Origin of the sequence: Halobacillus sp. HZG1 (assembly GCF_035818575.1) — a bacterium.
Lineage (GTDB): Bacteria > Bacillota > Bacilli > Bacillales > Halobacillaceae > Halobacillus > Halobacillus litoralis.
This window is the reverse complement of record NZ_JAYLVQ010000031.1, coordinates 1-25,665: the sequence shown is the minus strand read 5'-3', so window position 1 is coordinate 25,665 and position 25,665 is coordinate 1. Positions and strand designations below refer to the sequence as shown.

Sequence of the window (25,665 nt, the reverse complement as noted above, 5' to 3'; positions counted from 1 at the left end):
CGAGGAGTAGCTCGCTTTCCGCGGGAGCAAAAGGAGCACATACTGCGCTTCGTCTAAGGAAGCCTTATCTAGTTGAGATCATGAATGACAATTTCTGGCCAAGGATCCAGGGCCAGGGAAACGACAATTTACAGTACTCTGAATCAATCCGTAGAAAAACACACACTTCGTGTCCCCATTCTCTTATCATGCAGAGAGCTTTATTACAGAGCTCGGCAGGTTACTGGTAGACGGATTTCGAGAACCTCGTATGGTAAAGGGGCGGAGGGAAACGGTGAGACTCCTGTGGGAAGTGCGTGGTAGATGAGACCCCGCAGAGCGTTAGCTCGAGGAGGCTCATCACTCGCCCACGGAAAGCGAACCTTTTCCCGGAGCCCCTTAACTCCCACAAAAGTATCGAAATCGAGTCTTCCACAATCCTGCCATATAGTGAAATAAATAAAAAACCTGAAGGTTCCTTTAAGGACCGTTCAGGTTTTGAGAAGGTTATTTGGTGTGACAGTCGGGACAGCAATGTTTGCAGCCATTGACATCATCGTAAGTATTTCTGGCAACCTCAAGTGCGTTTGCGCAATCGTCGTGGCCGCCTAATTCCAATAAATTCTGCTCAAAAGGCATAAAATCACAGCCTTCAACATGCACCTCATGTTCGCCACCAGTCTGCTGGTTTTGATTCACATAAAATTGTGCCATTCCATTACCTCCTTTGTGGAGGCATTCCCCTACCAGATGAATGACAAACACAAATGGACGGTCTCAAGCGGCTTTTCTAATCATCAAGATGGAAGCATACGACTTTTTGTTCTGTCATGGATTCTATGCTGAAACGTACGCCTTCTCGTCCGATACCTGATCCCTTTGTACCCCCGAACGGCATTTCATCAATTCGATAATCGCTGCTGTCATTGATCATAATTCCACCTACATCCATTTTTCTTATGGCTTTAAAAGCCTGATTGATATCGTTTGTAAAAATTCCTGCATGGAGGCCATAATTAACAGCATTGGATTGATCAATGGCTTCCTCTAAATCAGCGACAGGGTTTACAATCACTACGGGGCCGAAGATTTCTTCTGTCATCACTTTCGCTTCTGACGGAACATGGCTAAGAATCGTGGGAGAATAGTATGCTCCATCACGGACCCCGCCTGTTTCTAGTTGTGCTCCCTTTGCTAATGCTTCTTCGACCCATTCGGATACACGGACCGCTTCTTTTACATTAATCATCGGACCTATATCTGTACTTTCATCCATTTTATCGCCGACCTTCAGTGCTTCAGCGGCTTCCACAAGTCCATCGAGGAAACTTGCATAAAGTTCTCTTCCCACAAAGATTCTTTGAACACCGATGCAATTCTGCCCTGCCGCTGAAAAAGCACCCGAACAGCACGCATGAACAGCCTTGGAAAGGTCTGCATCATTAAGGACGATGACTGGTGAGTTTGATCCTAGTTCCATGCTTATTTTCTTCGTTCCTGCTTTTCTCGTGATAGCTTCTCCGGCATCAGAGCCTCCCGTAAAAGAAACCATTTTGACGACCGGGTGAGTAACCAGTGAATCTCCAACTTCTTTTCCTGACCCAGTAACCACGGATAGATAACCTTCAGGTAATCCAGCCTCTACGAATGATTCAGCTAACTTCAACGCACTTAAAGGCGTAGCTGAGGCTGGTTTGACTACGATCGCATTCCCTGCAGCAATAGCTGGCCCTATTTTATGTGCAACTAAATTGAGCGGATCATTAAAAGGAGTGATGGCTCCTACAACACCTACAGGAAAACGTTGATAATACCCGACTCTTTTTTCACTGCCTGGATTTTGATCGAAATTGATGGTCTCTCCTTTCAAACGTCTCGCTTCCTCGGCACTGATCCGAATGGTTTGAATGGCCCGTGAGACCTCTGAACGTGCTTCGGTAATTGTTTTACTGCCTTCACGTGCGATGGTTGCTGCAAACGCTTCGTGATCCCTCTCCATAAACTCAGATACTCTGTTAAGTATACGGATGCGTTCATGGGTAGGGATGGGATCTCTCATTCGAAAGGTGCGGTCAGCGGTTTCAATAGCTTCGATCATGTCCTCTTTCGTGGCAGAGGGGACCGTGGCCAGCACTTCATTGTTCTGCGGGTTGCTTACTTCAAAACTGCGTAACCCTTCGCGAAATTCTCCCCCGATCAGCATTTTATAGCTTTTAACCTTCGTGGTCATGAGTGACTCCCTCCTCCGATTTTGGCTGCCTGCTTCTGCTTGTGGCAATGAATCAGATCGATTAACAACGAAAACCCTGTTTCCTTCAACCCTGCTCCTGCTCCTGTGAGCATGATGGGACCGGAAAGATCACATTCATAAACAATTGCATTCGTTGCACCATTCACACGAGCTAGGAGATCATCCTTTTTCACACGCTCTGGCCGTACTATCGCCTTCACTGATCCGTTATCCTGAGATATCCGGGCAAGCAGCTTCCATTTTTCACCGGCCTTTTCTGCTTCTTTGATATCTTCTACTGTCAACCCGGTAATCCCGGCACAGAAAATGTCATCCGGGTCCAGATGGACTCCATACACATGGTTCGATAATATAGCCGCTTTATACCTGACATCGTAGGCTTCAATGTCACTCGTCGGATCGGCTTCGGCATAACCGAGTGCTTGTGCTTTTTCAAGCGCTTGATTCAATGTCATGCCACTTTCCATAGCGGTAAGGATATAGTTGGTCGTGCCATTCAATATCCCTCTGATTTCCTTGATTTCATTTCCAGCCAGAGTTTCCAGTGGAAGCCTTAGCGCTGGTGTTCCGCTCATGACCGTTCCTTCGAATCCGAAAAACACATCATGCTCGTTTGCCTTTTCAGTCAATTCCTGATAGGCGAGAGCGACAGGACCTTTGTTAGTCGTTATGACACTTTTACCGGTTTCAAAAGCACGATGACAGTGAGTAAGCGCAGGTTCACCGGTTTTGACATCGGTGTAGGTAACTTCAATGATGACATCCGCCTGTGATTTCTCTATTGTTTCGACACTGTTCCACCCTTTAACCGTCTGATTGGAAGGCGGATAAGTTTCTACAGATCCCGTTTGTTTCACACACTCCAGTACCTTTGGAATATTCAGTCCATCCGGTTGAAAAATGGACCCTTTCATGACATCCGAAATGGCCACGATTTCCACATCAAGTCCGTAGTTCTGCTGAAGTTCCTGATGCTTTTCCTCTACAATTTCCGCAAACGCCTGACCTACGCCTCCAAATCCGATCATGGCTATTTTCATACTCAATGGACCCCTCCTCGCTCAAGTATTAAGTAAGCACTATCCAAAAGCACACGCACACCCACCGTCATTGAACGTTCATCGATATCAAAATCTGATTGATGGAGGCTCCTTTCCCTTTCCAGACCGCAACCGAGAAAAAACATCGACCCTGGTATCTTTCTAGTGAAATGACTGAAGTCTTCACTCCCCATACCAAAGGGCTCTTCATGCATTATGAGCCCGGATGCAGCTTCGTGTATGATTCGGTTTATTCTAGGATCGTTGATCAATGAGGGTTCACCCTGATGGATGCGAAGGGAGTATTTCCCGCCGAGCGCTGAGACGATTTTAACCGCCTGACGGATTTCATTGCCTAACATTTCCCTTACCTCATCTTTATAGGATCTTAGGGTTCCTTGAATCTCTACATTGCCTGGAATAACATTGCTGGCCTTTCCGGCATGCACCTGCCCGACACTTATGGTGCCGACGTCCATGGGGTTCACTTTCCGGCCATTTATGCTGTATAACGCCTGCAACACATAAGTCGACATCCATATTGGGTCTTTCGCGTGCTGCGGATATCCCGCATGGCCGCCGCTTCCCTCAATTTTCAAATGAAACTCATCATTGTTCGCCATGCTTGGTCCGTCATTCCATTGAATCTCTCCGAATTTCCTCCAGGGGCACATATGCAGGGACAAAATAGCGTCCATGTGTTGAATTTTTCCGGAAGCCAACATTTTTAACGCTCCCGTTTCCCCTGCTTCATCACAACTTTCTTCTGCAGGCTGAAAAATCAGTTTGACCGTTCCTTGAAAACGTCCTGCTTTTGCATCCTCCGCCAACAACTTTGCAATGCCGAGCACGATGGCCATGTGTGCATCATGCCCGCACGCATGCATGACTCCAGGGTTATGCGAAGCCCAGGAAACGCCGGTTGTTTCTGTAATCGGAAGGGCGTCCATATCTGCACGAATCCCCACAACAGGGCCCTTCCCGTAGCTGACGGTGGCAATGATCCCGTAGCCTCCGACATTCTTTTCGATTTCAAATGCCTGGAAACTTTCTAATATTTCTTCTAGCTTTTCACTTGTTCGCTTCTCTTGGAAGCTGAGTTCAGGGGAGCGGTGGAAGTCCCTCCGCCACCCCACTAAATCATCAAAAATCTGGTCTGAGCGCAAGGTGAGATCCGACTTTTCGGTCTTCACATCTTCCCTCCTCACTTCTTCACATAAGTGTGTAACGATTGGAAAGCCTGTGTAAGGTCATTTTTCAAGTCTTCGATATCTTCAATGCCAGCGGAGTAACGAATCAAGCCTTCTGGGATACCCATAGCTGCACGCTCTGCCGGGGTGCATTCCACATGACTTGTCGTTCTTGAAGGTCCAACAACAGTTTCCACTGACCCTAGATTGGCAGCGCGGTTGGCGAACTGCAACTTCGGTAAAAGGTCCCGTACAGTGGTTACTCCGCCTTTCACAGCAAAGCTGAGCATCCCTCCAAACCCTTTCATTTGTTGTTTTGCGATTTGATGATGCGGGTGGGAAGGCAGTCCTGGGTAAAAAACTCCTTCCACCAGGTCGAAGGTTTGTAAATGTTCCGCAATCGCTGCAGCATTTTGGTTTTGCTGTTCCACACGAAGCTTCAGTGTCTTCATGCCTCTCAAAAGCAAATAAGCAGCCATTGGATCGAGAGTGGCTCCGTTAATTTCCCTGTAGTGGTACACCGCGTCGACTAAGCTTTTCCTGCCACATAACGCCCCGCCTAAAGCATCGGCATGCCCGCCTAAAAACTTCGTTGCGCTATGGATGACAAGGTCCGCTCCAAGATCCAATGGGTTTTGATTCACAGGCGTAGCAAATGTATTATCAACCACAACCGTTGCCCCAACTGCTTTGCCGGCAGCAGCCATCCGCTTGATATCCGTAATTTTAACCGTTGGATTCGTCGGGCTCTCCAAATAAAGCACTGTGCACCCTTTAGCCACCTCAGCTTCCAGTGCCTCATGATCACCGGTTTCACACAATACGACTTCCACTTGCTGTTTGGGAAGGAATTCTGTAAAGATTTTATTGGTTCCTCCGTACGTATCCTTAATGGTTACCACCCGGTCACCAGGGAATAGCAACGTGCCAAGCGTATTACTGATTGCCGCCATCCCAGTGGAAAAGCTTGTAGCCGCTTCTGCATTTTCTAAAATACGAATTTTTTCTTCGAAAGCCTGAACGGTCGGATTTGTGTTTCGTCCATAAATATGACCCGGCTTATTGCCAATTGCTACTTCATACCATTCGTCCATGTCGTCATAACCAAAAGAAACACTATGAACGACAGGCACTTGCGTCGCTCCAAAAGCGAGTTGCTCTTTTTCACCGGCCCAAATTGATTTGGTACTAAACTTTGCGTCTTTCATCCGTAACGCCCTCCCGAACTAATAGTTGATGGTATACGTGTCTTGCAATAGCTGTATCCTGCACCCCCGTGCCTGTCAGATCACAAATCGTAATGTCCTCATCTGCTTGGCGGAACGATCGTTTTCCACTTGTGACTTCCCCAAGCTCTATCGCACGATCCAGTTGATTCGGTGATGTACGCAGCTCTCCCAAACGGGCGGACTGAGCTTTCACATCACAGACGATGACATCCGCTCTTTCCAAAACTGAGGCCTCCAACTCCCGCTTATGTTCTGCATCCGAACCCATAGCGGTGATGTGGAGTCCCGGTCTTACCCAATCCCCATAGATCAATGGTTCTTTGGACGGTGTCGTTGTTACCACGAGATCGCTTTTTCCTACCACTTGCTCCACTGAATCACAAACGATTAAATTAATTCCCAGTTTCTGCTCCATTTCTTGTTTATACTGCAGGGTTTTTTCAGGGCTCCTCCCATAAACGAACACATGCTCAATCGGACGAACCAGCATAAGTGCTTGGAGCTGGAGACGAGCTTGAGCTCCAGTACCAAGAATCCCTGCAATCCGGCTGTCTTTCCTGCTTCCATATTTTGCAGCCACAGCTCCTGCAGCTGCCGTTCGCAAATCTGTCAACCAGCCTTCATCCGCCAATACCGCCAGTGGTTCTCCTGTTTGACTATTGAGGAGAATCATCATCCCATTCGCACTCGGAAGTCCTAAGGCAGGGTTATTGAAAAAACCAGAAGACAGCTTCACAGCAAAACTGTCTTCACCTTTAATATAGGCGGACTTAATATCCACTTCGCCGTTATGGTCCGGCACATCCACACGCATGATGGGCGGCATCGTTGTTTCTTTTTCTACTAGTGAGGTGAAGGCTGTTTCGATTCTGTCTATCAGTTCGGTATCCAGACGAATCACTTTTTCAATGTCTTTCCGTTCATAGAGTCTAATTTCCCATCACTCCTTCAGCTGATTTGACCGCTCAAATCCATATGATCACGAATGATTAACTCCTGCGGATAGGTGGTGAACCGTTCACTGCCAGATTCCGTGACTCTAAAGGTTTCACTGATTTCAATTCCATCCGTATCGAACCATAGCGCCGGAATCAAATGGAACGTCATATTGGGTTCCAGGATAGTCGAATCTCCTTTACGAATGCTTGCTGTATGCTCTCCCCAATCCGGTGGATAATTGAGGCCAACGGAATAACCTAAGCGCGCCTCTTTTTCATACCCATGTTTCTTAATGCTCTTCCTCCACACTTCTTCCAATTCTCCACAAGTCACTCCAGGCTTTGCAAAGTCGAGGACATTCTGAATCCCTTCCAAAACGACCGGGGCGACTTGTTTCATTTTTTCATTCGGTTCTCCTATGGAAACCGTACGGGCAAGAGGGACATGGTAGCGCTTGTAGCACCCGGCCAGTTCGACGATGACTGCATTGCCTTTGACAAAAGGACGGTCTGACCAGGTCAAATGGGGAATGGACGTATGATCCCCGGTCGGTAGCAGTGGAACAATCGCTGGGTATTCACCACCAAAATCCGGCGTCCCCCTTACCAGGTGATAGTAAATCTCGGCTGCCGTATCACATTCCCTGACGCCTGGATCAATGCTTTCCACCCCTTTGGTCATCGCTACGTCCGCAATTTGCGCTGCCCGTCTCATATACTCGATTTCCTGATCCGACTTGACGATACGGACGCTGTTCACAAGCAATGTCGCATCCTGAAAGTTTGCATTCGGCAGTCCTCTTTCCAATCTTTCAAAAGCCTTCGCTGTAAAATAGTAATGATCCTTCTCAACGCCTATTTTCCTATTTCCTTGACCGATTTGAAGCAGAATATCTGCTATAAAGTCCATCGGGTGATAAACATTTGAATGGACATAGTAATCCGGATAGGCAATGACATTCTCATCATAGATCCATGTCGTCACCCGAGCCCCATTCGCATCCTGGTAACGACCGATCCACAGCGGCTGTGGTTCATCAATGATAACCACAAGCATTTGGTGTACATAAAAAGACCAGGCATCATAACCAGAAAGGTAATTCATGTTTGCCGGGTCTGTAATCAAAAGCACGTCAATTCCTTGGTCAGCCATCCGTTTCTTCGTTTTCTGCAAACGCTGCTGATACTCTAAAATGTCAAAAGGAAGAACCATTTCATCCCCTCCGCGCTATTTATCTGAATATTTAAATTACTATACATTCATTGTATTCAAAGAATTTTTTTCTTGTAATGTAAAAAGTGTATGAAGTTTTGGAGATGTCCTTAATACAATGTCGTCACAAACCTTTCCACCAACTTCTTATGTTAAGATACGAATAACCGGATAGAAGGAGGATAATGATGACATACAGTTACTTATCTCATTTGTACTGCCCGAAATGTGAGGAAACCTATAAAGCAGACGAACCTCAGCATCTATGTACATGCGGATCTCCTTTACTCGTAAGCTATGATTTAGACAAATTGAAAGAGTCGTGGTCTCCTGAGCAGTTGAAAGAAAGAGCCCCCGACCTTTGGCGTTACCATGAACTATTACCACTCCAGGACCCTACATACAAAACTTCTTTGGGGGAAGGCATGAGTCCGTTGATCCCCCTCCCTACTCTTCAGGCCGATATGAATATCCGTAAACTTCATATGAAAGATGAAGGGATTACCCCTACTGGATCGTTCAAAGCAAGAGGAGCTGCGGTCGGCGTATCAAAAGCGAAAGAACTGGGAGTGAAGGAACTTGCCATGCCGACCAATGGCAATGCCGGTGCCGCCTGGTCTTTATACGCTTCAAGAGCATCGATGGAATCAACCATCGTCATGCCCGTCGACGCACCGAAAATTACCAGGAACGAATGTGCCTTATCCGGCGCCAACCTTTTTCTCGTCGACGGCCTCATCAGCGATGCAGGTAAAATCGTGGCGGAAGCTGTAGAAAAATCAGGGCTCTATGATGTGTCCACACTAAAGGAACCATACAGAATTGAAGGAAAGAAAACGATGGGGCTTGAAATTGCCGAACAATTAGGATGGAACGTTCCAGATGTTATCCTCTATCCTACAGGTGGGGGCGTCGGATTGATCGGCATTCATAAAGCACTGAGAGAATTGCAGGAGCTTGGGTGGATTACCGAAGACCGGATGCCGAGACTGGTAGCTGTCCAATCCGAAGGCTGTGCGCCGATTGTGGAAGCATGGCAGCAAGGTCAAAAAGAATCATCCTTCTGGGATGATTCTGAAACGATTGCATTCGGCATCAATGTCCCAAAAGCAATTGGAGATTTCCTTGTCCTCGACGCCCTTTATGATACAGAAGGGTGTGCGGTAGCCGTCAGCGACACTGAACTATTAGAGGAACAGAAAAGAATCGCTCAAAAAGAAGGGGCCTTCGTCTGCCCAGAAGGAGCTGCAGCATTTGCTGCTGCCAGAAAGTTAAGAGCAGAAAATTGGATTGCCGCAGAGGATGAAGTGGTCGTACTTAATACGGGTGCTGGCATTAAATATCCGGATACGGTTCAGATCGAAATTCCGGTTCTTCAACCAGGAGAAAGTTTAGGAATCACGAAAACCATCAGATAACAAAAAAGGAACTCATGACACGCATGAGTTCCTTTCTATTTTATAAGGATTTTACGGCAGAGGAAATGTCAGCTGCTTGTGTAATGGCTGATATGACGGCGACCCCGTCCGCTCCCGCTTCCATTACTTCCCTAGCATTTTCTGGATGAATGCCTCCGATCCCGACTACGGGCATGTCAGGAAACGCTTTTTTGACGATCTTCACCCATTCAGGCCCTGCTACAGGGCTAGCGTCTTTCTTCGTCATTGTCCTGAACATCGGACCTACACCTAAATAGTCGACAAGATGGACAGGACTCTCTTCTAATTCTGTCCGATCGGATACCGATAACCCTATGATTGTATTAGGATATTTTGAACGAATTTCTTTCACACTTCGATCACTCTGCCCCACGTGTATTCCATCAGCTTGAAGCACATCAAAAAGTTCGATGTCATCGTTGACGATAAATAAAATACCCGCTTCAGCACAACGTTGGCGCAGCTTATGACCGAGACTGTACATCGCCTCTCCAGTTAGAGCGCCTTCTCCTTTTTCTCTATATTGAAAGCACGTGATTCCAGCTCCAATCGCTTCTTCCAAAATACTCAAAGGATCTTTGGCACAGTTTTGGCTGCCCATGACGAAGTATTTTCGAAGGGTAGAAGCTTTCATGTCTCTTCACCCTTTGCTAAAGCATCGACAAACCGCGGTATGAATGTCCCTGGTCCTTTGACATCAGGTTGCCCTGCTGCTTGTTCCGCCGCCCTTCCATAATGGCTTAATGTTGCCAGCACCTTTTCTTTAGGATTGCCTTCTACCGCTAAGCTTGCTGTAAGCAAAGAACCAAGCAAACAGCCGGAACCCGTAATTTGAGCAAGGAGAGGGTGTCCTGTTTCATTAACAAAAACATCCCCATCCATACATCCGACATCCTCTTCTCCTGTACAGACGGCTCCAGTCTGATATTTCTCCGCTACTAAGCGGACGATGGCTTCGGAATCAGCTGCTCCTGTGGAGTCTACGCCTTGCGTTTCCACATTTAGACCGATGAGATGGGCAAGTTCTCCGGCATTCCCTTTAATAACTGTCGGATTCACCTCCTGCAAGATCCTCTGACATGCATCTGAACGATACCGAGTAGCAGGAGCGCCGACAGGATCGAAGACGATAGGAATGCCGATTTCATTTGCAGCTTTACCAGCAAGGATCATCGCTTTCACCTGTTCTTCATGAAGCGTTCCTATATTCAATAACAGTCCTTGAGACAATCGGGTAACATCCGCCACTTCCTGTGTGGCATTGGCCATGATCGGCGACCCTCCAAAAGCTAAAAGACCGTTCGCTGTAAAATTCATTACCACTGAATTCGTGATGTGATGAATCAGTGGGCGTTGTGTTCTTACTCTTTCGATAACACTTACAGCCATTTGTTGAAAACCTCCTCACGTAAAGCAAAATGATTGGTCGGTCCGCTTCCTTTTCCTAAGTCGAAGGAGTGGCGAATCGCTTCTGTTACGAAGTATTTGGCTTCTTTGACGGCTTTTGGCAAAGCGTGTCCCTGGCTCAGGTAAGCCGTAATGGCTGCTGAATACGTGCACCCTGTGCCATGCGTATTCGGAGAATCAATCCGTTCAGATTCAAATTCATAGACACGTCCACCATCATATAGAAAATCAACCGCTCTTCCATGTAGATGGCCCCCTTTGACAAGAGACGCTCCTGCACCTAAATCTTTCACAATCATCTCGGCTGCTTCTTTCATATCTGCTTCTGTTTTAATTATTCCTCCGACAAGGACTTCAGCTTCAGGGATGTTCGGAGTGACGAGTGATGTCCTGGGCACAAGGTATTCTTTTAAATACCGTTGATCTTCTTTTTCAATCAAGGGGTCCCCGCTCTGGGCAACCATGACAGGGTCCATGATGTAAGGAGCAGCCACTTCATCCAACCATTCACTGATGACTCTCATCATCCCCTTATTGGCAATCATCCCAGTTTTCAGTGCATGAACAGGCATATCCACAGAAATAGCTTCCAGCTGACTCTTAATGAAATTTTCCGGGAGGTGATGTACATCCTTCACACCTGTCGTGTTTTGGGAAACGACTGAAGTTACAACACTCATCCCGTAACTCTTCAATTCCTGGAACGTCTTCAAGTCTGCCTGTATACCCGCGCCACCACTCGGATCAGTCCCTGCAATTGTCAGCGCACATGATACTTGTCTCATCTCACAACCTCCTTTTCACAAGGCCATTGTTCTTGTGTGTAAGCCATATCCCAAAAAGCATATTCCAGCTGACAACTTTTACGAAAAGCTTCTCTCATCCGCTGTTTTTCTGGTTCAGACGCTTGTACAGCATACTGATCAAGCCGCTCACATAACACCGCCGTCAGACTGTTCACCTCTGCATCGGCATAAAAATCGATCCAAGGGAGAAAAGGATGGTCAACCCCTGGCTGGTAGTGGTTCTTAAGCTCGACCCCGATTTCATAATAGGTCCACGGGCATGGAAGCAAGGCCGCTAATATTTCACCGATCCCCCCATTATGGGCATGAAATAGCATATGCTTTATATAGTGATCAGCAGTCGGCGGCAGCGGATACCCTTGAAGCTCTTCATAGGAAACGCCAATCTGTTCACAAAAATTGTTATGAGGATGGATCTCGCTGTTCAACACAAAATCGATTTGCTTATTAAACAGTTGAATGTCTTCTCTACGAGGGGACTTGGAAATAGCGATTCCATACACATGCATAAAAGCATTCAGATATTCATAATCAGCCTTGATATAATGAATCAACGCTTCTTTCGGGACCTCTCCTTTCCCGATCCCCTGGACAAAGGGATGAGTGAAGATTTCTTGATAAATATCCTGATTTTCATTTCTTAATTGTTTGGAAAAAGACATGATAGAGCCTCCTATTATTCTTGGAAGCTACTAGAGGACAGAAGGGGATTCTTACTACTTCCCTCCGCCGGCATGACCCGGATCAGGTATTGAGGGACCAAGGAATGTTTCCTTATCTCAGCGAATACTCGCGCCCCTAGCAGTTTCCGTGTATTATGGTTGTAAGATCATGTTTTCAACTTTCACTCGTGATAAAATGAAGGCAGCAATGAAAGCCCCCGAGAGACTACTTACGACAAAAGAAGGAACAAACGCAAAAACACCAGCTGAACTTCCCATTAAGACGTGTGCGATCGGGACAGATGCCAAAGCTCCGATGACTCCAGTGCCGAGCACTTCACCAATCACCGCAGAACTTTTTCTTTCAAACATCCGATAAAAAAGCCCTGCCAATAATGCACCAAACATCCCACCTGGGAAAGCAAGAAAGGTGCCGAGCCCTAATAAGAAACGTAAAAGCCCGATAACAAAAGCAATCATGACCGCCGGCACGGGGCCAAGCACCACCGCCGCAATCACATTAACCGCATGCTGGACAGGATAAGCTTTTGCAATACCGGCAGGGAACCAAAGGAATTGCGCCCCGAGCGTCCCGATTGCCACAAGCACAGCCATCGTTGTGAGTAACTTTGTGTTTTTCATATTTCACCACCTTTCTGAACGGGAGTAGAATGGAGGCAAATAAAAAAGCCAGATCCTTAGAGGACCTGGCCTGGTATGCAGTAAGCCGATACACGTATCGTCAGACTACTTCCCTCCGCTGGTATTAACCAGATCAGGTTTGTAAGAGTCAGAAAGCTCGCTCGCTTTCCTCTCAGCCTATTCAGGCTCCCCTAGTAGTTTCATAAACTTATTCGCTTGGTGATTTTCATCATAACAAAATTGGATGTTTCTGTCATGTGAAACTTTTGCTCCCGTTCAAACGTCATCATTAAGTAGATAAGGAGTGTGTGAATGATGAAAATGAGATGGATGCTTGGTATGTTCATGGTTTTCTCTTTATGCCTTAGTGGATGTGGGCTGTCAGAAACGGAGGAAGTAGACCAGAAGGAAGTGGAAGCAGAAGTACCCGACCCGGACATAAGCGGGTTTGTCATGGATCAGGATGAGGACAGTATCCTTGTTGTCACACCGATGGATGATGGGTCAGGGGAGGAAGGAAGGGCCATGTGGGTGTCTGGAGCTCCTAAAGGTTTATGGGTCGGCAAACAGGTCGAGGTCTGGGTAGACGGGGATATCGCTGAATCGTACCCTGAACAAGCCACCGCTGAAAAAGTCCAGGAGCTTGAAATGAGTGAAGTAGAGGGAGCAGACTTAAAAGCTTCTGAAGCTCTTTCTACTGCATTATCTGAAAAAGAACCGGAAAAGTCCGATGTGCTGATTGTTTCTCTGCTTTCTTTTGACAAGGAATCCGACCAGTGGACCGTCGAGCTGGATCGACGCGGGACCAATCAGGGCGAATGGAAAACGACCGTCAAAGATAAAAAATAGAGCGCTACCGCGAGGTAGCGCTCTATGCATCGACTTTTTTCAAAAGCCATAACCTTACGCTGAGCTCTAGCAAAAAGAGGTCATCAGCATTGAGAAGTGACAGCCCGGTCAAATGTTCAATGTTTCTCAATCTGTGCAGCAAAGATTGGCGGTGCAAATTCAGCGCACGGGCCGTCTGGCTGACATTGCTGTTGTATTTATTGTAGACCATAAACGTATGAATCAGTTCTGTCTGCCGCTTCTGATCATAATCAATCAGCTTCTCCAGTGTATCCGACACAATGGCTCCAATTTCTTCTTCGTGGGACAGCGCCATAAGCAGGCGGTTCATTCTCGTGTCACTGAAAAACGTCCGCTCCCCTTCTTCATGCTGCTGACCGATTTTCAGTGCGGTTTCCGCCTCTTCATAGCTTTTATGAAAAACCTGATACCCCCCTTTATGGCAGGAGATCCCCCAGCTGATCGTAATCCCCTTCAACAACTCATGAAGTCTCCGCTCAATCAGGTCAAGAAACTGATTCGCGGTTTCTCCGTAGTCCGGCCGGTCTGTTTCCAAATAAACGATGACCTCCCCTTCATCAAAAGTGGTCATCGTCCTCCTATGCAGGGCATCACCCGCATGTGTGACTTCCTTCTGAATGTAATAATTCCGACTGTTGATTGATGACGACTTGACCTGAGGCATCGTTAAAGAGGTGCGCTCCTCCTCCGGCTGAACGAACCGGATGTGGCCGACGAGACAAATATAAGGCTTCTCCAGGTCATAACCAAGCAGCTGTGCTTTTGATAAAAGAGCTCTGTCCATCTCCCTCTCCCGCTTAGCTAAATCCAGCAGGAAGTTGTCCTTAAGCCTGATTTCAGTCATTTCAATGGCATTCTCTTTTACGAAATATAAGGCACATGCGGTAAGCGCATGCTCAAGGATATGAAGGTTCACCCAGGTTAACTCCTTTTCTTCCTTCGGCTTAAAGAGAATATATCCTTGTTTTTTATAGTTCGATAAAATGGTAAGCTGGTAGCATTTCTGTTCACCGATTTCATAGGTTTCAATGTAATGGCGGAGTGGGTGCTCACTGTCCATTTCGGTTTCTACCAGGATGCCTTCCTGCGACAGTTCGTGTCCATTCAAGACATCGATGAAATATCGATCAAAATACTGATTCGCCCGGATTTGTTTGTTGTGGTCACTGATCGCGGTTGGAATACCTGTGTTCTGATAGATGATGGATGTGATCTCCTGCAGCCCTTTTCCGTTCAGAACACAGTTGATCAACTCTTGGCGAATTTCTTCCGTCCTTTGCTGCTCCTGGCGGCTCTCCTCATTAATCAATCGTAAAACGTCCTGTAAAATATCTCCGAAACGGACCTCCCATGGAATTTCCATTACAATCAACTCATGTTTCTCCGCAAGTTTTAACACCCGGTCCGGGATTTTATAAAGATGCCGTCCTGTGGCAAACGCCAGCACAGATGCTTCCGAACGGATGACATCTCTCACATATTCTTCTAGTGCCAGCACATCTTCTCCGCACCCAACCCCTGTACTTAACACAAATTCATTGTTTCTTACAAAGTTCTCCACAGGTGTTTCAATTACGGAGATCCAGTCTACCTGGCGATGATACATCTCTGTCTGCACTTTCGCTTTTTCGAGAACGGAAAGTTTTAAGACTTCCTCCACGGCAACCCCCATCTCCACTCCTCCCCCACTTACGATTTAGCCAAAAGATCTGTAACCGCTTGATGATCGATATTGTTTCCTGTCATGACGACAACAACATTTTTACCTTGTAGATCATTACAATGAAGCAAGTGGCCAATCCCTGTGGCCGCTGCTCCTTCCACAACCATCTTATGGTGTTCGAGAGTGAAGATCAGCCCTTCTTCAATATGCGCCTCTTCCACAAGCACTCCTTTATCCATAAAAGCTTTCGTCATGGGAAAAGTGTAACGATTCTCTGTCCCGATTCCTCCAAGCAGGCTGTCAGCCAGGGTATAAGACTCCTCGAGGATGACAGGTTTCCCCTTGGCGAGGCTTTCCTGCATGACCGCCCCCTTCTGCATCGTCACACCCGTTACGAGTATGGAAGGTTCAATAGATTTCATAACAAAAGCAATCCCGGACAGCAGTCCTCCTCCAGACAAGGGAATGATGACCTCATCGACATCCGGACACTGTTCCATAATCTCAAGCGCAATCGTGCCCTGGCCGGCGATAATTTCCCGATCGTCAAAAGGCTTGATCACGGTCATCCCTTCGTCTCTTTCCAACTCCGTACACCTTGCTTCTGCGTCATCTTGACTTTTCCCCACGATTTCAACCCCAGCTTGCAGCTTTTTCAACCGATTAACCTTAGCCTCCGGAACACGATTCGAAATACAAACTGTACAAGGAATCCCTAATTGTGCTGCTATATAGGCAACAGAGATCCCATGATTACCAGTTGAAAAGGTAGTTACCCCTTTCTTTAAGTCCTCCTCGGGAAGAGATAGAATTTTGTTAGCTGCTCCTCTGAGCTTGAATGACCCCGTAGGATGGGTATGTTCAAGTTTCAAGTGAACACGTGCGCCGGTACGCTCAGAAAGAGGCTCTGAATAAAGGATAGGAGTGGATTGGACAAACGAAGCTATGCGACTCTTCGCTTCCCATACCTCTCTGAAGGAAAGGCTGGTCATCATAACGTCCTCCTTCTAGAATTTAGATGAATCTAAGTTTTGAATTTTCAGTTATTTTTATTATAGTGGAACAACCTCTTATATTTAAAGAGATAAAATACTAGTTGGGTTCAAAGCCGTATTCTTTTGGTAAAAGGCCGCCGTTCTTTGGCGCGCGGCGTCCTCAATAAAAGATTAAACAAGTCAGATGGGTAAGCCACTATCCCCGATCCCTCAAAGACCACTTCCTATTCGAATCGTAGATCCAACTTTTAGCCCGGCTGTACTTTTTTTATTCAAGTGGACTCCTTTTCTTCATAAAAAAACCTTCAGCCTCGTTTCAGGCTGAAGGTTTCTGGTAGTTGGTTAAGGATTGACTGATAACCTGAGCAAGAGCGCTTACATCTTTGACAGATTGGACACTCGCTTTAAAGATGGCTTCTGGTGGTACTACGGACCAATCCAAACGATATCCTGCTTCCAAAGCTACGCATCGAATAAACTCTCGTAAACTTCTCCCGTTTCCTTCTCTAAAAGGATGGAGCACATTAATTTCTGACATGTAATAGACCAATTTCTCTACAATCAAAACCCTGTTCATACTTTTCCAATCTTCTCTCATCATCTGTTGAAATATAGGCTCTGCCGCATCGAGTATGAACCTGGCTTGAGCAAAAGAAAATCCGTCCTTTGTAATATTCTCTGTTCGAATTTCTCCAGCAAAAGGATAAAGATCTGAAAATAGGCGCGCATGGATCTTCTGTAAGTGGCGCAAGTCGAATTCCCCAGTAATCGGGGTTGATTGAAGCTCAGCAAGCCTTTGCGCCGTAAACATCGACTCCAAGGCTGCCAGTTGTTTCTCGTCCTTAATGTCAAAATGGTTGATTAATACATTTGACCCAGGATAACAATACTTCGACTTTTCATTCCCATACCTAGTGTTAGGCATGACGAGCCAGTTCCAACGCCCTGGTTACGAATTCCTCGTGAGAGATCTCCCCTGTCAGGCACTTTTTCACAAGCAGTTTCTGATTCTTGCTCAAGCGGTCTCCCTCGACAGCAAGAGAAGCCAGGGCCGGACGCATAAGTAATTCCACTTCTTCCTCAGAACGTACGGTCATCATATCCCTCCGAACTTTAATCCTATCCTCTACATTATACTACAGAAGGAGGTTTTATAGACGGTAAAACCCTGTCAGGACGTCTTTTTCTTACCGGATGTGGTCGTCTTTTTCTTCGTTGGTTTCTTCTTCTTGGACCCTTTTGTTTTCTCCAACGATTTTTCCAATGCATCCATTAAATTCGTTACGTTATCCGGCTTCGGCTTGTCTTTGGCCGTTGTGACCTCTTCATTGTTTTTCTTCGCTTCAATCAATTCCATCAGCGCCGTTCGGTATTCATCTTTATATTTTTCAGGGTCGAATTCTTCCGTCAACTGATCGATCAATGTCACCGCCGTACTCAACTCTTTTTTACTCAACTCTGTTTCTTCAGGAACATTCGGCACATCCTGGACAGACCTGACCTCATCAGGATAATGAATGGTTTCCATGACAAGCGTATTCTCATACACACGGACAATCGCCAGTTGTTCCTTGGAGCGGATGATGATTTTAGCAATTCCAATCTTCTCCGTATCACCAAGTGCCTGACGAAGGAGGCTGTATGCTTTTGATCCTCCCTCGCTTGGAGAAATAAAATAACTCCGCTCAAAATAAATCGGATCGATTTCTTCCAATTTAACAAAATCAATGATTTCGACCGCTTTATCTTCCTGTTCTTTCTTCAACTGTTCCAGGTCTTCTTTATCTAAAACGACAAATTTGTTCTTCGCATATTCATAAGCTTTGACAATCTCTTCACTCTCAATATCCCGATCACATACCGGGCAGCGTTTCTCATATTCGACTGGTGATTTACATTCTTCATGCAGCTGGCGCAGTTTGATGTCCTTATTCTCTGTTGCTGCATGCAGTTTCACCGGAATATTCACAAGTCCGAAGCTGATGGTCCCTTTCCACATCGTGTGCATCCCGCTCACTCCTTTTTCCTATAGGTTTCACGAGATCCATGAAAAATATGTTTCTTCTCTATGGATAAACTACATAAAAAACCTAACCTATTCAACTAAATGGCAGGGTTGTGAAAGAAAAGTGAATAGAAAGGAGGAGATATGGAAATGAAGCCGATGCTTTTGACAGGGACGGCAGAACTCCCTGAGGGAGATGAGTGGGTATATGAAGTGAAGTATGATGGTTTCAGAGCTATTCTCGATGCAAGCGTAGAAGGGGTCAAGCTTTGGAGCCGGAATGGAAAAGATATGAGCGAAAGATTTCCAGAAATCGTTCAGATGGACATTCCCAAAAACCTTCTCCCTTTTATTCTTGATGGCGAGTTAGTGATTTTGAACACTCCTTTTCAGGCAAACTTCGAAGCCTTACAAACAAGGGGAAGAATGCGTAATAAAGAAAAGATTCAAACTTCTTCTAAACGAAGGCCTGCTACCTTCATAGCTTTTGACAAAATTGAAAAAGGTGCTATTCCTCTATTAACAAGAAAAGAAAACTTGAAGAAGCTTATCGGAAAGCTAAGGCACCCCCAAATTAAATGTATTGATGTATATGAGGAAATAGAGGACATCCTAACCATCGCTGAGCTGCACTTAGCTGAGGGGATCATTGCAAAAATGAAAAAGAGCAAGTATCAGCCTGGTGACCGAGTAAGACAGTGGTTGAAATGGAAACAATGGAGGACAGTCTCTGGCTTTTTACAACAGTACGACTCTGAGAATGGGTATTACGATATAGGATTATATAAAGACGAGAGCCTTCTCCCTCTTGGAAAGTTTAAACATGGCCTGACAGATGAAGAGAGTGAGACACTTCGTATGTTCTTCAAAGAACATGGAAGAAAGAAAAAAGACACATGGCATTTAGATCCCGGCACGTGTGTAGATGTTCATTGTCTAAATGCAGAGGAAGGGGAACTTCGTGAACCCCTCTTCCACAAATTCCGGTTTGATCTTACTCCTGAACATTGCACAGAAGCTAAGAAGCAGTGGGATCTATCCTTGTTTCCTGCTGATTTTGAGCCGACCAATCTGGATAAACCTTTATGGAAGGGTATTGCTAAACAGGATTTTCTCGTTTACATCCGTCAATTAGCATCTCACATGATCCCGTTCCTAGAGGAAAAGAAGTTAACATTGATCCGTTACCCTGATGGAATTTACGAAGAATCCTTTTACCAAAAACATTACCCCGACTATGCCCCGGATTTTCTGAAAATGTGGATGGAGGACGGAGAGCCGTTTATCATTTGCGACCACCTCCACTCTCTTCTTTGGCTTGCCAACCAGGGTGCACTGGAATACCATCTCCCCTTTGAAAAGGCTGGTGGTCAAAAGCCCGATGAAATAGTTCTGGATTTGGATCCAAAAGATCGAAGTCATTTCAGTAAGGCCATTACGGCTGCTCAATTATTAAAGCATCTCTTAGACGAGCTTGAAGTCAAAAGCTTTGTGAAAACTTCAGGAAATAAAGGGATGCAGATTCATATCCCTATTCGCGAGGGGGATTTAAGCTATGAGGAGACTAGGAAAATCACTGAAACGTTGGCGAAACTTCTTGTTAACGAAAACCCCGATCTTTTTACAATAGAACGGTTGAAGAAAAATCGCGGAGATCGTTTGTATATTGACTATGTTCAACATGCAGAAGGAAAAACGATCATTGCCCCGTATTCAACAAGAGCTACAGAAGCCGCAACTGTCGCTACCCCGCTTCATTGGAGAGAGGTGGGGGAAGGTTTGCAACCAGAATCGTTTACGATTCAAACAATACCTGACCGAATAGCTGAATATGGGTGCCCTTTTTCTATGTATGAACAGGCCAGAGACGAGCAGCCCATTCAAAAATTGAGACAATTGCTTCGATAGCTTGTCGAATATTGCCCGGGAAATGGTGAAATTAAAAAGCCAGTCAACTACAAATGAAAGGCTGCCGGTCGTCACCAGCAGCCTTTCTTAATATTTCTATTCGGATAATGTTTTACTTCGCTCACGCAGTTTGAACTTTTGTAATTTCCCACTCGCGTTACGAGGGAGTTCATCTACAAATTCATAACGTCTCGGCCGTTTGTAGCGGGCAAGCCTGTTTCCTGAAGTACAGAACTCATCCAGTTCTTGCTCGGTGACGCCACTGTCCTTTTTGACAATGTAGGCGACCACCCTTTCTCCCCACAAGTCATCTGGTTCACCAACAACGGCTGCATCCATGACTGCAGGATGATCGAACAAAGCATCTTCGACTTCTCTTGAGTAGATATTTTCACCGCCTGATATAATCATGTCTTTCACACGGTCACTGACCCAGAGGTATCCATCTTCATCGAACGATCCAATGTCACCTGTATGATACCAACCTTTGTACATAGCTTCTTCTGTCGCTTCCGGCCTATTGTAATATCCCTTCATCATGCTGGGCCCTCGTACAATAATTTCCCCGAGTTCTCGAGGTTTACATATCTCTTCGGGCTCGGCAGGACCATGCTCATTCGTTCTCACCACGCGCACTTCATGGTTCAGCAACGCTCTTCCTGCCGACCCTGCTTTCGTAACCTGTTCTTCTTCCGTAAGGGCGGTAATTGCCGGTCCCATCTCCGTCATACCATAGGCCTGTAAAAGTTGAACACCTAAAGACTCATGCAACTTCAACGTCAAAGCAGGGGCCATAGGTGCTCCTCCATAAAGACCTTGCCTCAACGTCTGGAAATCCTCTTTCGTGAATTCCTCTTGCAGCATCATGTTCCACATCGTCGGAGCTGCAAAGAACGAGGTGATCTGCTCCTCCCTGACCGTTCCAATCACTTCAGGCGCATCGAAGTGGTGCATCAGGACGTTTGTCGCTCCAATCATTACTCTCGGAAAGAACGCGCAATGGAGCTCAGCACAGTGGAAAATCGGGGCGACCGTCAGTCCCCGGTCTTCTTCTGTCAGTCTCAAACAAGCGGTCATGATGAGCGCTTGGTCGACCATATTTCTATGCGTATGGATGACCCCTTTCGGAAGCCCCGTCGTTCCGGAAGTGTACATGATGGCATAAGCGTCGTTCTCATCCAGTTCACACACAGGTCGTTCAGTTGTCACTCCATCAATTCGTTCATAATAGTTCATCGCATAAGGCAGGTTTTCTTCATCGATAGACCAGAACTCAATACTCGGCATCTCTTTTGCAACTGGAGCGATTTGAGCAGCCGTCGCTTTTTCAAACACAACCACCTTCGGATCAGCGTCTTTCAAAATGAACTCGATTTCCTTTTCCATAAGACGGAAGTTCACCGGATTAAATACCGCCCCAATCTTCATACAGGCAAACAGCACCGTCGCATATTCAGCTGTGTTAAAAAGGACCGTCGATACTTTATCCCCTTTTCCCACCCCCGAGGCCTTCAGCGCATTCGCAGTGCGGTTGACTTCCTGGTCCCATTCTCCGTATGTCCAGCGTGTACCAAGCCGTAGATCCACCAATCCTTCCTTATCTGCGTACTTCGCCACCGTATGCTCAAACATACTCTTAAGTGTTGGTCCCATTCCTCATCGACTCCTTTTGATTTTTAATAAAATCCTATTTGCCAACGTGCTCGATCCACCATGAGCTTCCTGAACGATCAACTATTGGAGTGCTTCATCCAGATTTTTCTGTGTAAAAATTAAAGCGTCCTTTCCTCACCTTCTAAGTACGGGAACCTTACCTGCCTGGGTAACATTTACTTGGGTTGTAACCGAATCGCTCCGTCTAGACGGATCACCTCCCCATTAAGCATCGGATTATCTAAAATGCTTAAAGCTAATTTCGCATACTCATAAGGCTTTCCTAATCGAGAGGGGAACGGTGTAGCTTTACCCAGGGTATCCCTCGCTTCTTCAGGGAGCTGTTCAAACATTGGAGTTTCAAACAACCCTGGTGCAATAGCCATTACGCGGATGCCATGACGGGCAAGTTCCCTTGAGAGCGGCATCGTCATCGCGGCGACGCCACCCTTAGACGCACTATAAGCCGCCTGACCGATTTGACCTTCATAAGCCGCAATCGATGCTGTGTTAATGATGACACCCCGCTCACCATATTCATTTGGCTCATTTTGCTGCATTTTTTCAGCAGCCAGACGGATGACATTGAATGTACCAATCAGGTTCACTTCAATGATCTTAGAAAAAGACTCCAGGCGGTGCGGGCCATTCCTTCCAACCACTTTTTCACCTGTTACGATGCCAGCACAGTTGATGACGGTGTTTACCTGACCAAAGGTTTCTACAGCCGTTTGGAGCATGTGTTCAATTTCATCAGCGGAAGTAACATCCACTTTGGCAAAGAGTACAGAAGAGCCTAATTCTTCTGCAAGTACCTCGCCTTTGTCTGTGTTTTGGTCTGCAACCACCACTTTCCCACCATTTCTTGCAATCTTCCTCACCGTCGCTTCTCCAAGGCCCGATGCCCCGCCTGTCACAATGGCTATCACATTTTTAGCATCCATCGCTATCCCTCCAGCCTTTCAATGACCGTGCCGTTCGCCATTCCGTGTCCTTCACAGATGGCAAGCAGGCCGTACTTACCTGCTGTCCTTTCTAATTCATGAACGAGGGTGGTCATAAGCTTGGCTCCTGTAGCACCTAACGGGTGACCAAGCGCAATGGCTCCACCATTCACATTCAGCTTTTCATGTGACACACCCGTCTCTTTCATCCAAAACATAGGCACAGGGGCAAAGGCTTCATTCACTTCAAAAAGATCGATATCTTCAAGACTCAGCCCGGATTTTTGTAAAGCTTTATATGTAGCAGGGACCGGACCTGTCAGCATTAATGTCGGGTCGGAACCAACGACAGCTCTCGAGACAATACGAAAGCGAGGCTTCAATCCAAGTTCTTCTGCTTTCTTCCGTGACATTAAGAGCACAGCTGCAGCTCCATCACTAATTTGACTCGCATTTCCTGCGGTGATTTTTCCGTTTTCCTGAAAAACGGTTTTCAGAGTGGCGAGTGTTTCAACTGACGTACCTGCTCTTGGCCCTTCATCTGTTTTGATGACATTGGAATCACCTGCGGTCACAGGCATGATTTCTTTTTCAAACCGGCCTTCATCGATGGCCATTAACGCCCTTCGATGACTTTCCGCTGCATAAGCATCAAGCTCTTCCTTACTCAACTGCCACTTGTCTGCAATTCTTTCTGCTGAATGACCTTGATTAATCATCTCGTACTTTGACGTCAACCGTTCGTTAAAAGATGTCCCTTGCATGTTTGAGAACATCGGCACTCGTGACATGCTTTCCACGCCGCCTGCAATGACAACATCCATGTCCCCACACGCAATAGCTTGTGAAGCGAAATGGATCGCCTGTTGACTTGATCCACATTGTCGATCGAGGGTTACTCCAGGGACTTCCATTGGGAATCCAGCAGTCAAGGCAGCAATTCTGGCGATATCTCCCGCCTGCTCCCCCACCTGACTCACACAGCCAGCGATAACATCTTCCACCTCTACAGGGTCGAGAGAAGCTCGTTCTACCAGTTCCTTAAGTACATCTGCCAAAAGGATATCCGGCCTGATTTCGCTGAGACCTCCATTCCTTTTGCCCACAGGGGTTCTTACCGCTTCTACGATGACCACTTCATTCATAACTTTTCCTCCTATACTAAGCCCATCTTTTTGGCAATGATTGTTTTCATAATTTCATTGGATCCCGCATAAATCGCCGTGACTGGTGCATCACGGAACCTTCTCGCAATTTCATACTCTTCCATATATCCATATCCACCGTGAAGGTGCATACATTCCATTGCTACCTTTTTCACCAGGTCGGTCGTCCACCACTTGGACATCGACACCTCTTTGACAACGTCCTCCCCGTTCATATGCGCCTCGATTGTACGGTCCAGAAATGTCCTTCCAATCTCAACTTCCGTTTGTAGTTCAGCTAGTTTGAATTGAGTATTTTGAAAAGAGGCAATAGACTTCCCAAAAGCTTTGCGCTCCTTTACATAAGCAACCGTCAACTCAAGCATCCGTTCACATGCTGCAATGGCACCAATACCTACGATCAAACGCTCCTGTTGCAGCTGGTTCATTAAATAATAGAAACCTTCGCCTTTTTTACCAAGAAGGTTATCCTTGGAAACGGCTGCATCTTCAAAAATTAATTCTGAAGTATCCTGACTGTTCAGGCCGATCTTCTCGAGCTTCCTCCCTCGTGAAAAACCGGAAGTGTCTCTCTCAACGACCATCAGACTGATTCCCTTATACGCTGGAGACGCATGGGGATCCGTTTTACACACCACCACTACCAAATCCGCATGAATTCCATTGGTAATGAACGTTTTTTCCCCATTCATTGTAAATCCTTGGTCAGATTCTATTGCTGTCGTCTTTATTGAAGCAAGATCCGATCCTGCTCCTGGTTCTGTCATCGCGATTGCGGTAATACATTCTCCTGTTGTACATTTTGGCAGCCATTTTTTCTTTTGTTCTTCTGTTCCATAAGCTTCCAAATAAGGAACGACTATATCGTTGTGTAAACCAACCCCAATCAATCCCGTCCCTACTTTTTCCATTTCTTCGTTGATGACAACGGAATAGCCGAAGTCTGCTCCAAAACCGCCATATTCCTCGTCGAGCCAAGGACATAGATACCCCTGTTCTCCAAGCTTTCTCCAGAAATCCCGGGGAACTTCTCCTGCCTTTTCCCAGTCATCATAATAGGGGTACGCTTCTTTTTCTAAAAACTTCCTTAAAGACTGACGGAGTATTTCATGTTCTTCTGTTATGTAAGATGCCTTCATTATCTTCCTCCCTGAACATTCTTCGCTCTATTGGATGTAATTCTCTCTTTATTCCTCCCTTTCCTGCCACAAACAGAAAACGCTTACATTTTTATGTATTTAGAAGGATTTCGACATCGTCCATGACTATAACCATCCATCACAGTGCGAAAATTGGATATTTAACTAAATGGCAGGTTTCTTTAAGACTCAGTTTCGAGACTTTACGGGGTTCGTTGCCCGGATTGAGCGTCAGGGGTGGCTGGGAAGCTACTCGCTTTCCTGCGGGGATGACGGCAAGCCTCCTCGTGCTTCGCACTGTGGGGTCTTGCCAGCCAATCCATTCCCGCGGGAGTCTCGCAGCTTCCCAACCACCCCAATCGATGTATGAGTGTAACGAACCCCTTTACCAAGTTTGATGGTCTTCTACTATCCAACTGTTAGGGGGAAAAGCGCTCTGGATTAGGCTTTTCTGTGCTAGGGGAGGCGTTCTTTCATCCATTTCTAATAATCATACGAGCTGTCCTTATCGTAGTGGTTTCGAGAA

24 protein-coding genes and 2 riboswitches are annotated in these 25,665 nt (G+C 46.3%); of the genes, 3 read left to right on the top strand and 21 right to left on the bottom strand.

Annotated elements, in window-relative coordinates:
* Positions 1-486: 486 nt before the first annotated feature.
* The 7 genes from VKA52_RS04310 to VKA52_RS04280 form a co-directional block, all read right to left on the bottom strand.
* Positions 487-693: a hypothetical protein gene (locus VKA52_RS04310; protein ID WP_160910678.1), complete on the bottom strand. Its 207-nt coding sequence runs from the start codon at positions 691-693 to the stop codon at positions 487-489.
* Between the two features lie 76 nt (positions 694-769).
* Entirely contained in the window at positions 770-2,209 is a 1,440-nt protein-coding gene (locus VKA52_RS04305) for an aldehyde dehydrogenase family protein (RefSeq protein WP_326314313.1), read from the bottom strand.
* A complete protein-coding gene (locus VKA52_RS04300) occupies positions 2,206-3,276 on the bottom strand; it encodes a homoserine dehydrogenase (protein WP_326314312.1) in 1,071 nt (356 codons plus the stop codon). Before VKA52_RS04300 ends, VKA52_RS04305 begins: the two co-directional genes overlap by 4 nt.
* Entirely contained in the window at positions 3,273-4,463 is a 1,191-nt protein-coding gene (locus VKA52_RS04295; RefSeq protein WP_326314311.1) for a M20 metallopeptidase family protein, read from the bottom strand. Before VKA52_RS04295 ends, VKA52_RS04300 begins: the two co-directional genes overlap by 4 nt.
* An 11-nt stretch (positions 4,464-4,474) precedes the next feature.
* Positions 4,475-5,668, bottom strand: coding sequence for a cystathionine gamma-synthase family protein (locus tag VKA52_RS04290; RefSeq protein WP_326314310.1), 1,194 nt, complete (start codon positions 5,666-5,668; stop codon positions 4,475-4,477).
* Positions 5,649-6,623 (bottom strand): cyclodeaminase, encoded by a 975-nt coding sequence (locus tag VKA52_RS04285; protein WP_326314321.1) that lies wholly within the window; start codon positions 6,621-6,623, stop codon positions 5,649-5,651. Before VKA52_RS04285 ends, VKA52_RS04290 begins: the two co-directional genes overlap by 20 nt.
* A 14-nt stretch (positions 6,624-6,637) precedes the next feature.
* Positions 6,638-7,840: a M24 family metallopeptidase gene (locus tag VKA52_RS04280; protein ID WP_326314309.1), complete on the bottom strand. Its 1,203-nt coding sequence runs from the start codon at positions 7,838-7,840 to the stop codon at positions 6,638-6,640.
* Positions 7,841-8,028: 188 nt separating this feature from the next.
* Here VKA52_RS04280 and VKA52_RS04275 point away from each other — a divergent pair, with 188 nt between their 5' ends.
* On the top strand, positions 8,029-9,258 hold the full coding sequence (locus VKA52_RS04275) for a threonine synthase (RefSeq protein WP_326314308.1): 1,230 nt from the start codon (positions 8,029-8,031) through the stop codon (positions 9,256-9,258).
* 40 nt (positions 9,259-9,298) lie between these two features.
* Here the strand turns inward: VKA52_RS04275 and thiE are convergent, their stop codons facing one another.
* The 5 genes from thiE to thiW all read right to left on the bottom strand — a co-directional run bounded on the left by thiE (position 9,299) and on the right by thiW (position 12,796).
* A complete protein-coding gene (thiE, locus tag VKA52_RS04270; protein ID WP_326314307.1) occupies positions 9,299-9,913 on the bottom strand; it encodes a thiamine phosphate synthase in 615 nt (204 codons plus the stop codon).
* Positions 9,910-10,668 carry a hydroxyethylthiazole kinase gene (gene thiM / locus VKA52_RS04265; protein ID WP_326314306.1) on the bottom strand — a complete coding sequence of 253 codons (759 nt, stop codon included), beginning with the start codon at positions 10,666-10,668 and terminating at the stop codon, positions 9,910-9,912. The genes thiE and thiM overlap by 4 nt, the downstream gene beginning before the upstream one ends.
* On the bottom strand, positions 10,659-11,471 hold the full coding sequence (gene thiD / locus VKA52_RS04260) for a bifunctional hydroxymethylpyrimidine kinase/phosphomethylpyrimidine kinase (RefSeq protein ID WP_326314305.1): 813 nt from the start codon (positions 11,469-11,471) through the stop codon (positions 10,659-10,661). The genes thiM and thiD overlap by 10 nt, the downstream gene beginning before the upstream one ends.
* Positions 11,468-12,154, bottom strand: coding sequence for a thiaminase II (tenA, locus tag VKA52_RS04255; protein ID WP_326314304.1), 687 nt, complete (start codon positions 12,152-12,154; stop codon positions 11,468-11,470). The genes thiD and tenA overlap by 4 nt, the downstream gene beginning before the upstream one ends.
* 42 nt (positions 12,155-12,196) lie before the next feature.
* Positions 12,197-12,302, bottom strand: a riboswitch (TPP riboswitch).
* A 5-nt stretch (positions 12,303-12,307) separates the two neighbouring features.
* Positions 12,308-12,796, bottom strand: coding sequence for an energy coupling factor transporter S component ThiW (gene thiW / locus VKA52_RS04250; RefSeq protein WP_326314303.1), 489 nt, complete (start codon positions 12,794-12,796; stop codon positions 12,308-12,310).
* Between the two features lie 93 nt (positions 12,797-12,889).
* A riboswitch (TPP riboswitch) is annotated at positions 12,890-12,999 on the bottom strand.
* Positions 13,000-13,111: 112 nt separating this feature from the next.
* On the opposite strand from thiW, the gene VKA52_RS04245 reads away from it, so the two are divergent.
* A complete protein-coding gene (locus VKA52_RS04245) occupies positions 13,112-13,645 on the top strand; it encodes a DUF3221 domain-containing protein (RefSeq protein ID WP_326314302.1) in 534 nt (177 codons plus the stop codon).
* Positions 13,646-13,667: 22 nt separating this feature from the next.
* Here the strand turns inward: VKA52_RS04245 and VKA52_RS04240 are convergent, their stop codons facing one another.
* The 5 genes from VKA52_RS04240 to ku form a co-directional block, all read right to left on the bottom strand.
* The gene (locus VKA52_RS04240) at positions 13,668-15,338 is read right to left on the bottom strand and encodes a PucR family transcriptional regulator (protein ID WP_326314301.1); all 1,671 of its coding nucleotides are present in this window, start codon (positions 15,336-15,338) and stop codon (positions 13,668-13,670) included.
* Positions 15,339-15,355: 17 nt separating this feature from the next.
* On the bottom strand, positions 15,356-16,321 hold the full coding sequence (locus tag VKA52_RS04235) for a threonine/serine dehydratase (protein ID WP_326314300.1): 966 nt from the start codon (positions 16,319-16,321) through the stop codon (positions 15,356-15,358).
* A 319-nt stretch (positions 16,322-16,640) separates the two neighbouring features.
* Positions 16,641-17,249, bottom strand: coding sequence for a Fic/DOC family protein (locus VKA52_RS04230; protein WP_160910663.1), 609 nt, complete (start codon positions 17,247-17,249; stop codon positions 16,641-16,643).
* The gene (locus VKA52_RS04225) at positions 17,242-17,421 is read right to left on the bottom strand and encodes a hypothetical protein (RefSeq protein WP_160910662.1); all 180 of its coding nucleotides are present in this window, start codon (positions 17,419-17,421) and stop codon (positions 17,242-17,244) included. Before VKA52_RS04225 ends, VKA52_RS04230 begins: the two co-directional genes overlap by 8 nt.
* A 74-nt stretch (positions 17,422-17,495) precedes the next feature.
* Positions 17,496-18,332, bottom strand: coding sequence for a non-homologous end joining protein Ku (ku, locus tag VKA52_RS04220; RefSeq protein WP_160910661.1), 837 nt, complete (start codon positions 18,330-18,332; stop codon positions 17,496-17,498).
* A 147-nt stretch (positions 18,333-18,479) separates the two neighbouring features.
* On the opposite strand from ku, the gene ligD reads away from it, so the two are divergent.
* The gene (gene ligD, locus VKA52_RS04215; RefSeq protein ID WP_326314299.1) at positions 18,480-20,237 is read left to right on the top strand and encodes a DNA ligase D; all 1,758 of its coding nucleotides are present in this window, start codon (positions 18,480-18,482) and stop codon (positions 20,235-20,237) included.
* 96 nt (positions 20,238-20,333) lie between these two features.
* Here the strand turns inward: ligD and VKA52_RS04210 are convergent, their stop codons facing one another.
* The 4 genes from VKA52_RS04210 to VKA52_RS04195 form a co-directional block, all read right to left on the bottom strand.
* Positions 20,334-21,890, bottom strand: a complete 1,557-nt coding sequence (locus VKA52_RS04210; RefSeq protein WP_160910659.1) for a fatty acid--CoA ligase — start codon at positions 21,888-21,890, stop codon at positions 20,334-20,336.
* Between the two features lie 176 nt (positions 21,891-22,066).
* A complete protein-coding gene (locus tag VKA52_RS04205) occupies positions 22,067-22,834 on the bottom strand; it encodes a 3-hydroxyacyl-CoA dehydrogenase (protein ID WP_326314298.1) in 768 nt (255 codons plus the stop codon).
* A 2-nt stretch (positions 22,835-22,836) separates the two neighbouring features.
* The gene (locus VKA52_RS04200; protein ID WP_326314297.1) at positions 22,837-23,979 is read right to left on the bottom strand and encodes a thiolase family protein; all 1,143 of its coding nucleotides are present in this window, start codon (positions 23,977-23,979) and stop codon (positions 22,837-22,839) included.
* An 11-nt stretch (positions 23,980-23,990) separates the two neighbouring features.
* Complete coding sequence (locus VKA52_RS04195; protein WP_326314296.1) at positions 23,991-25,139, bottom strand: acyl-CoA dehydrogenase family protein; 1,149 nt, start codon at positions 25,137-25,139, stop codon at positions 23,991-23,993.
* Between the last annotated feature and the right edge of the window lie 526 nt (positions 25,140-25,665).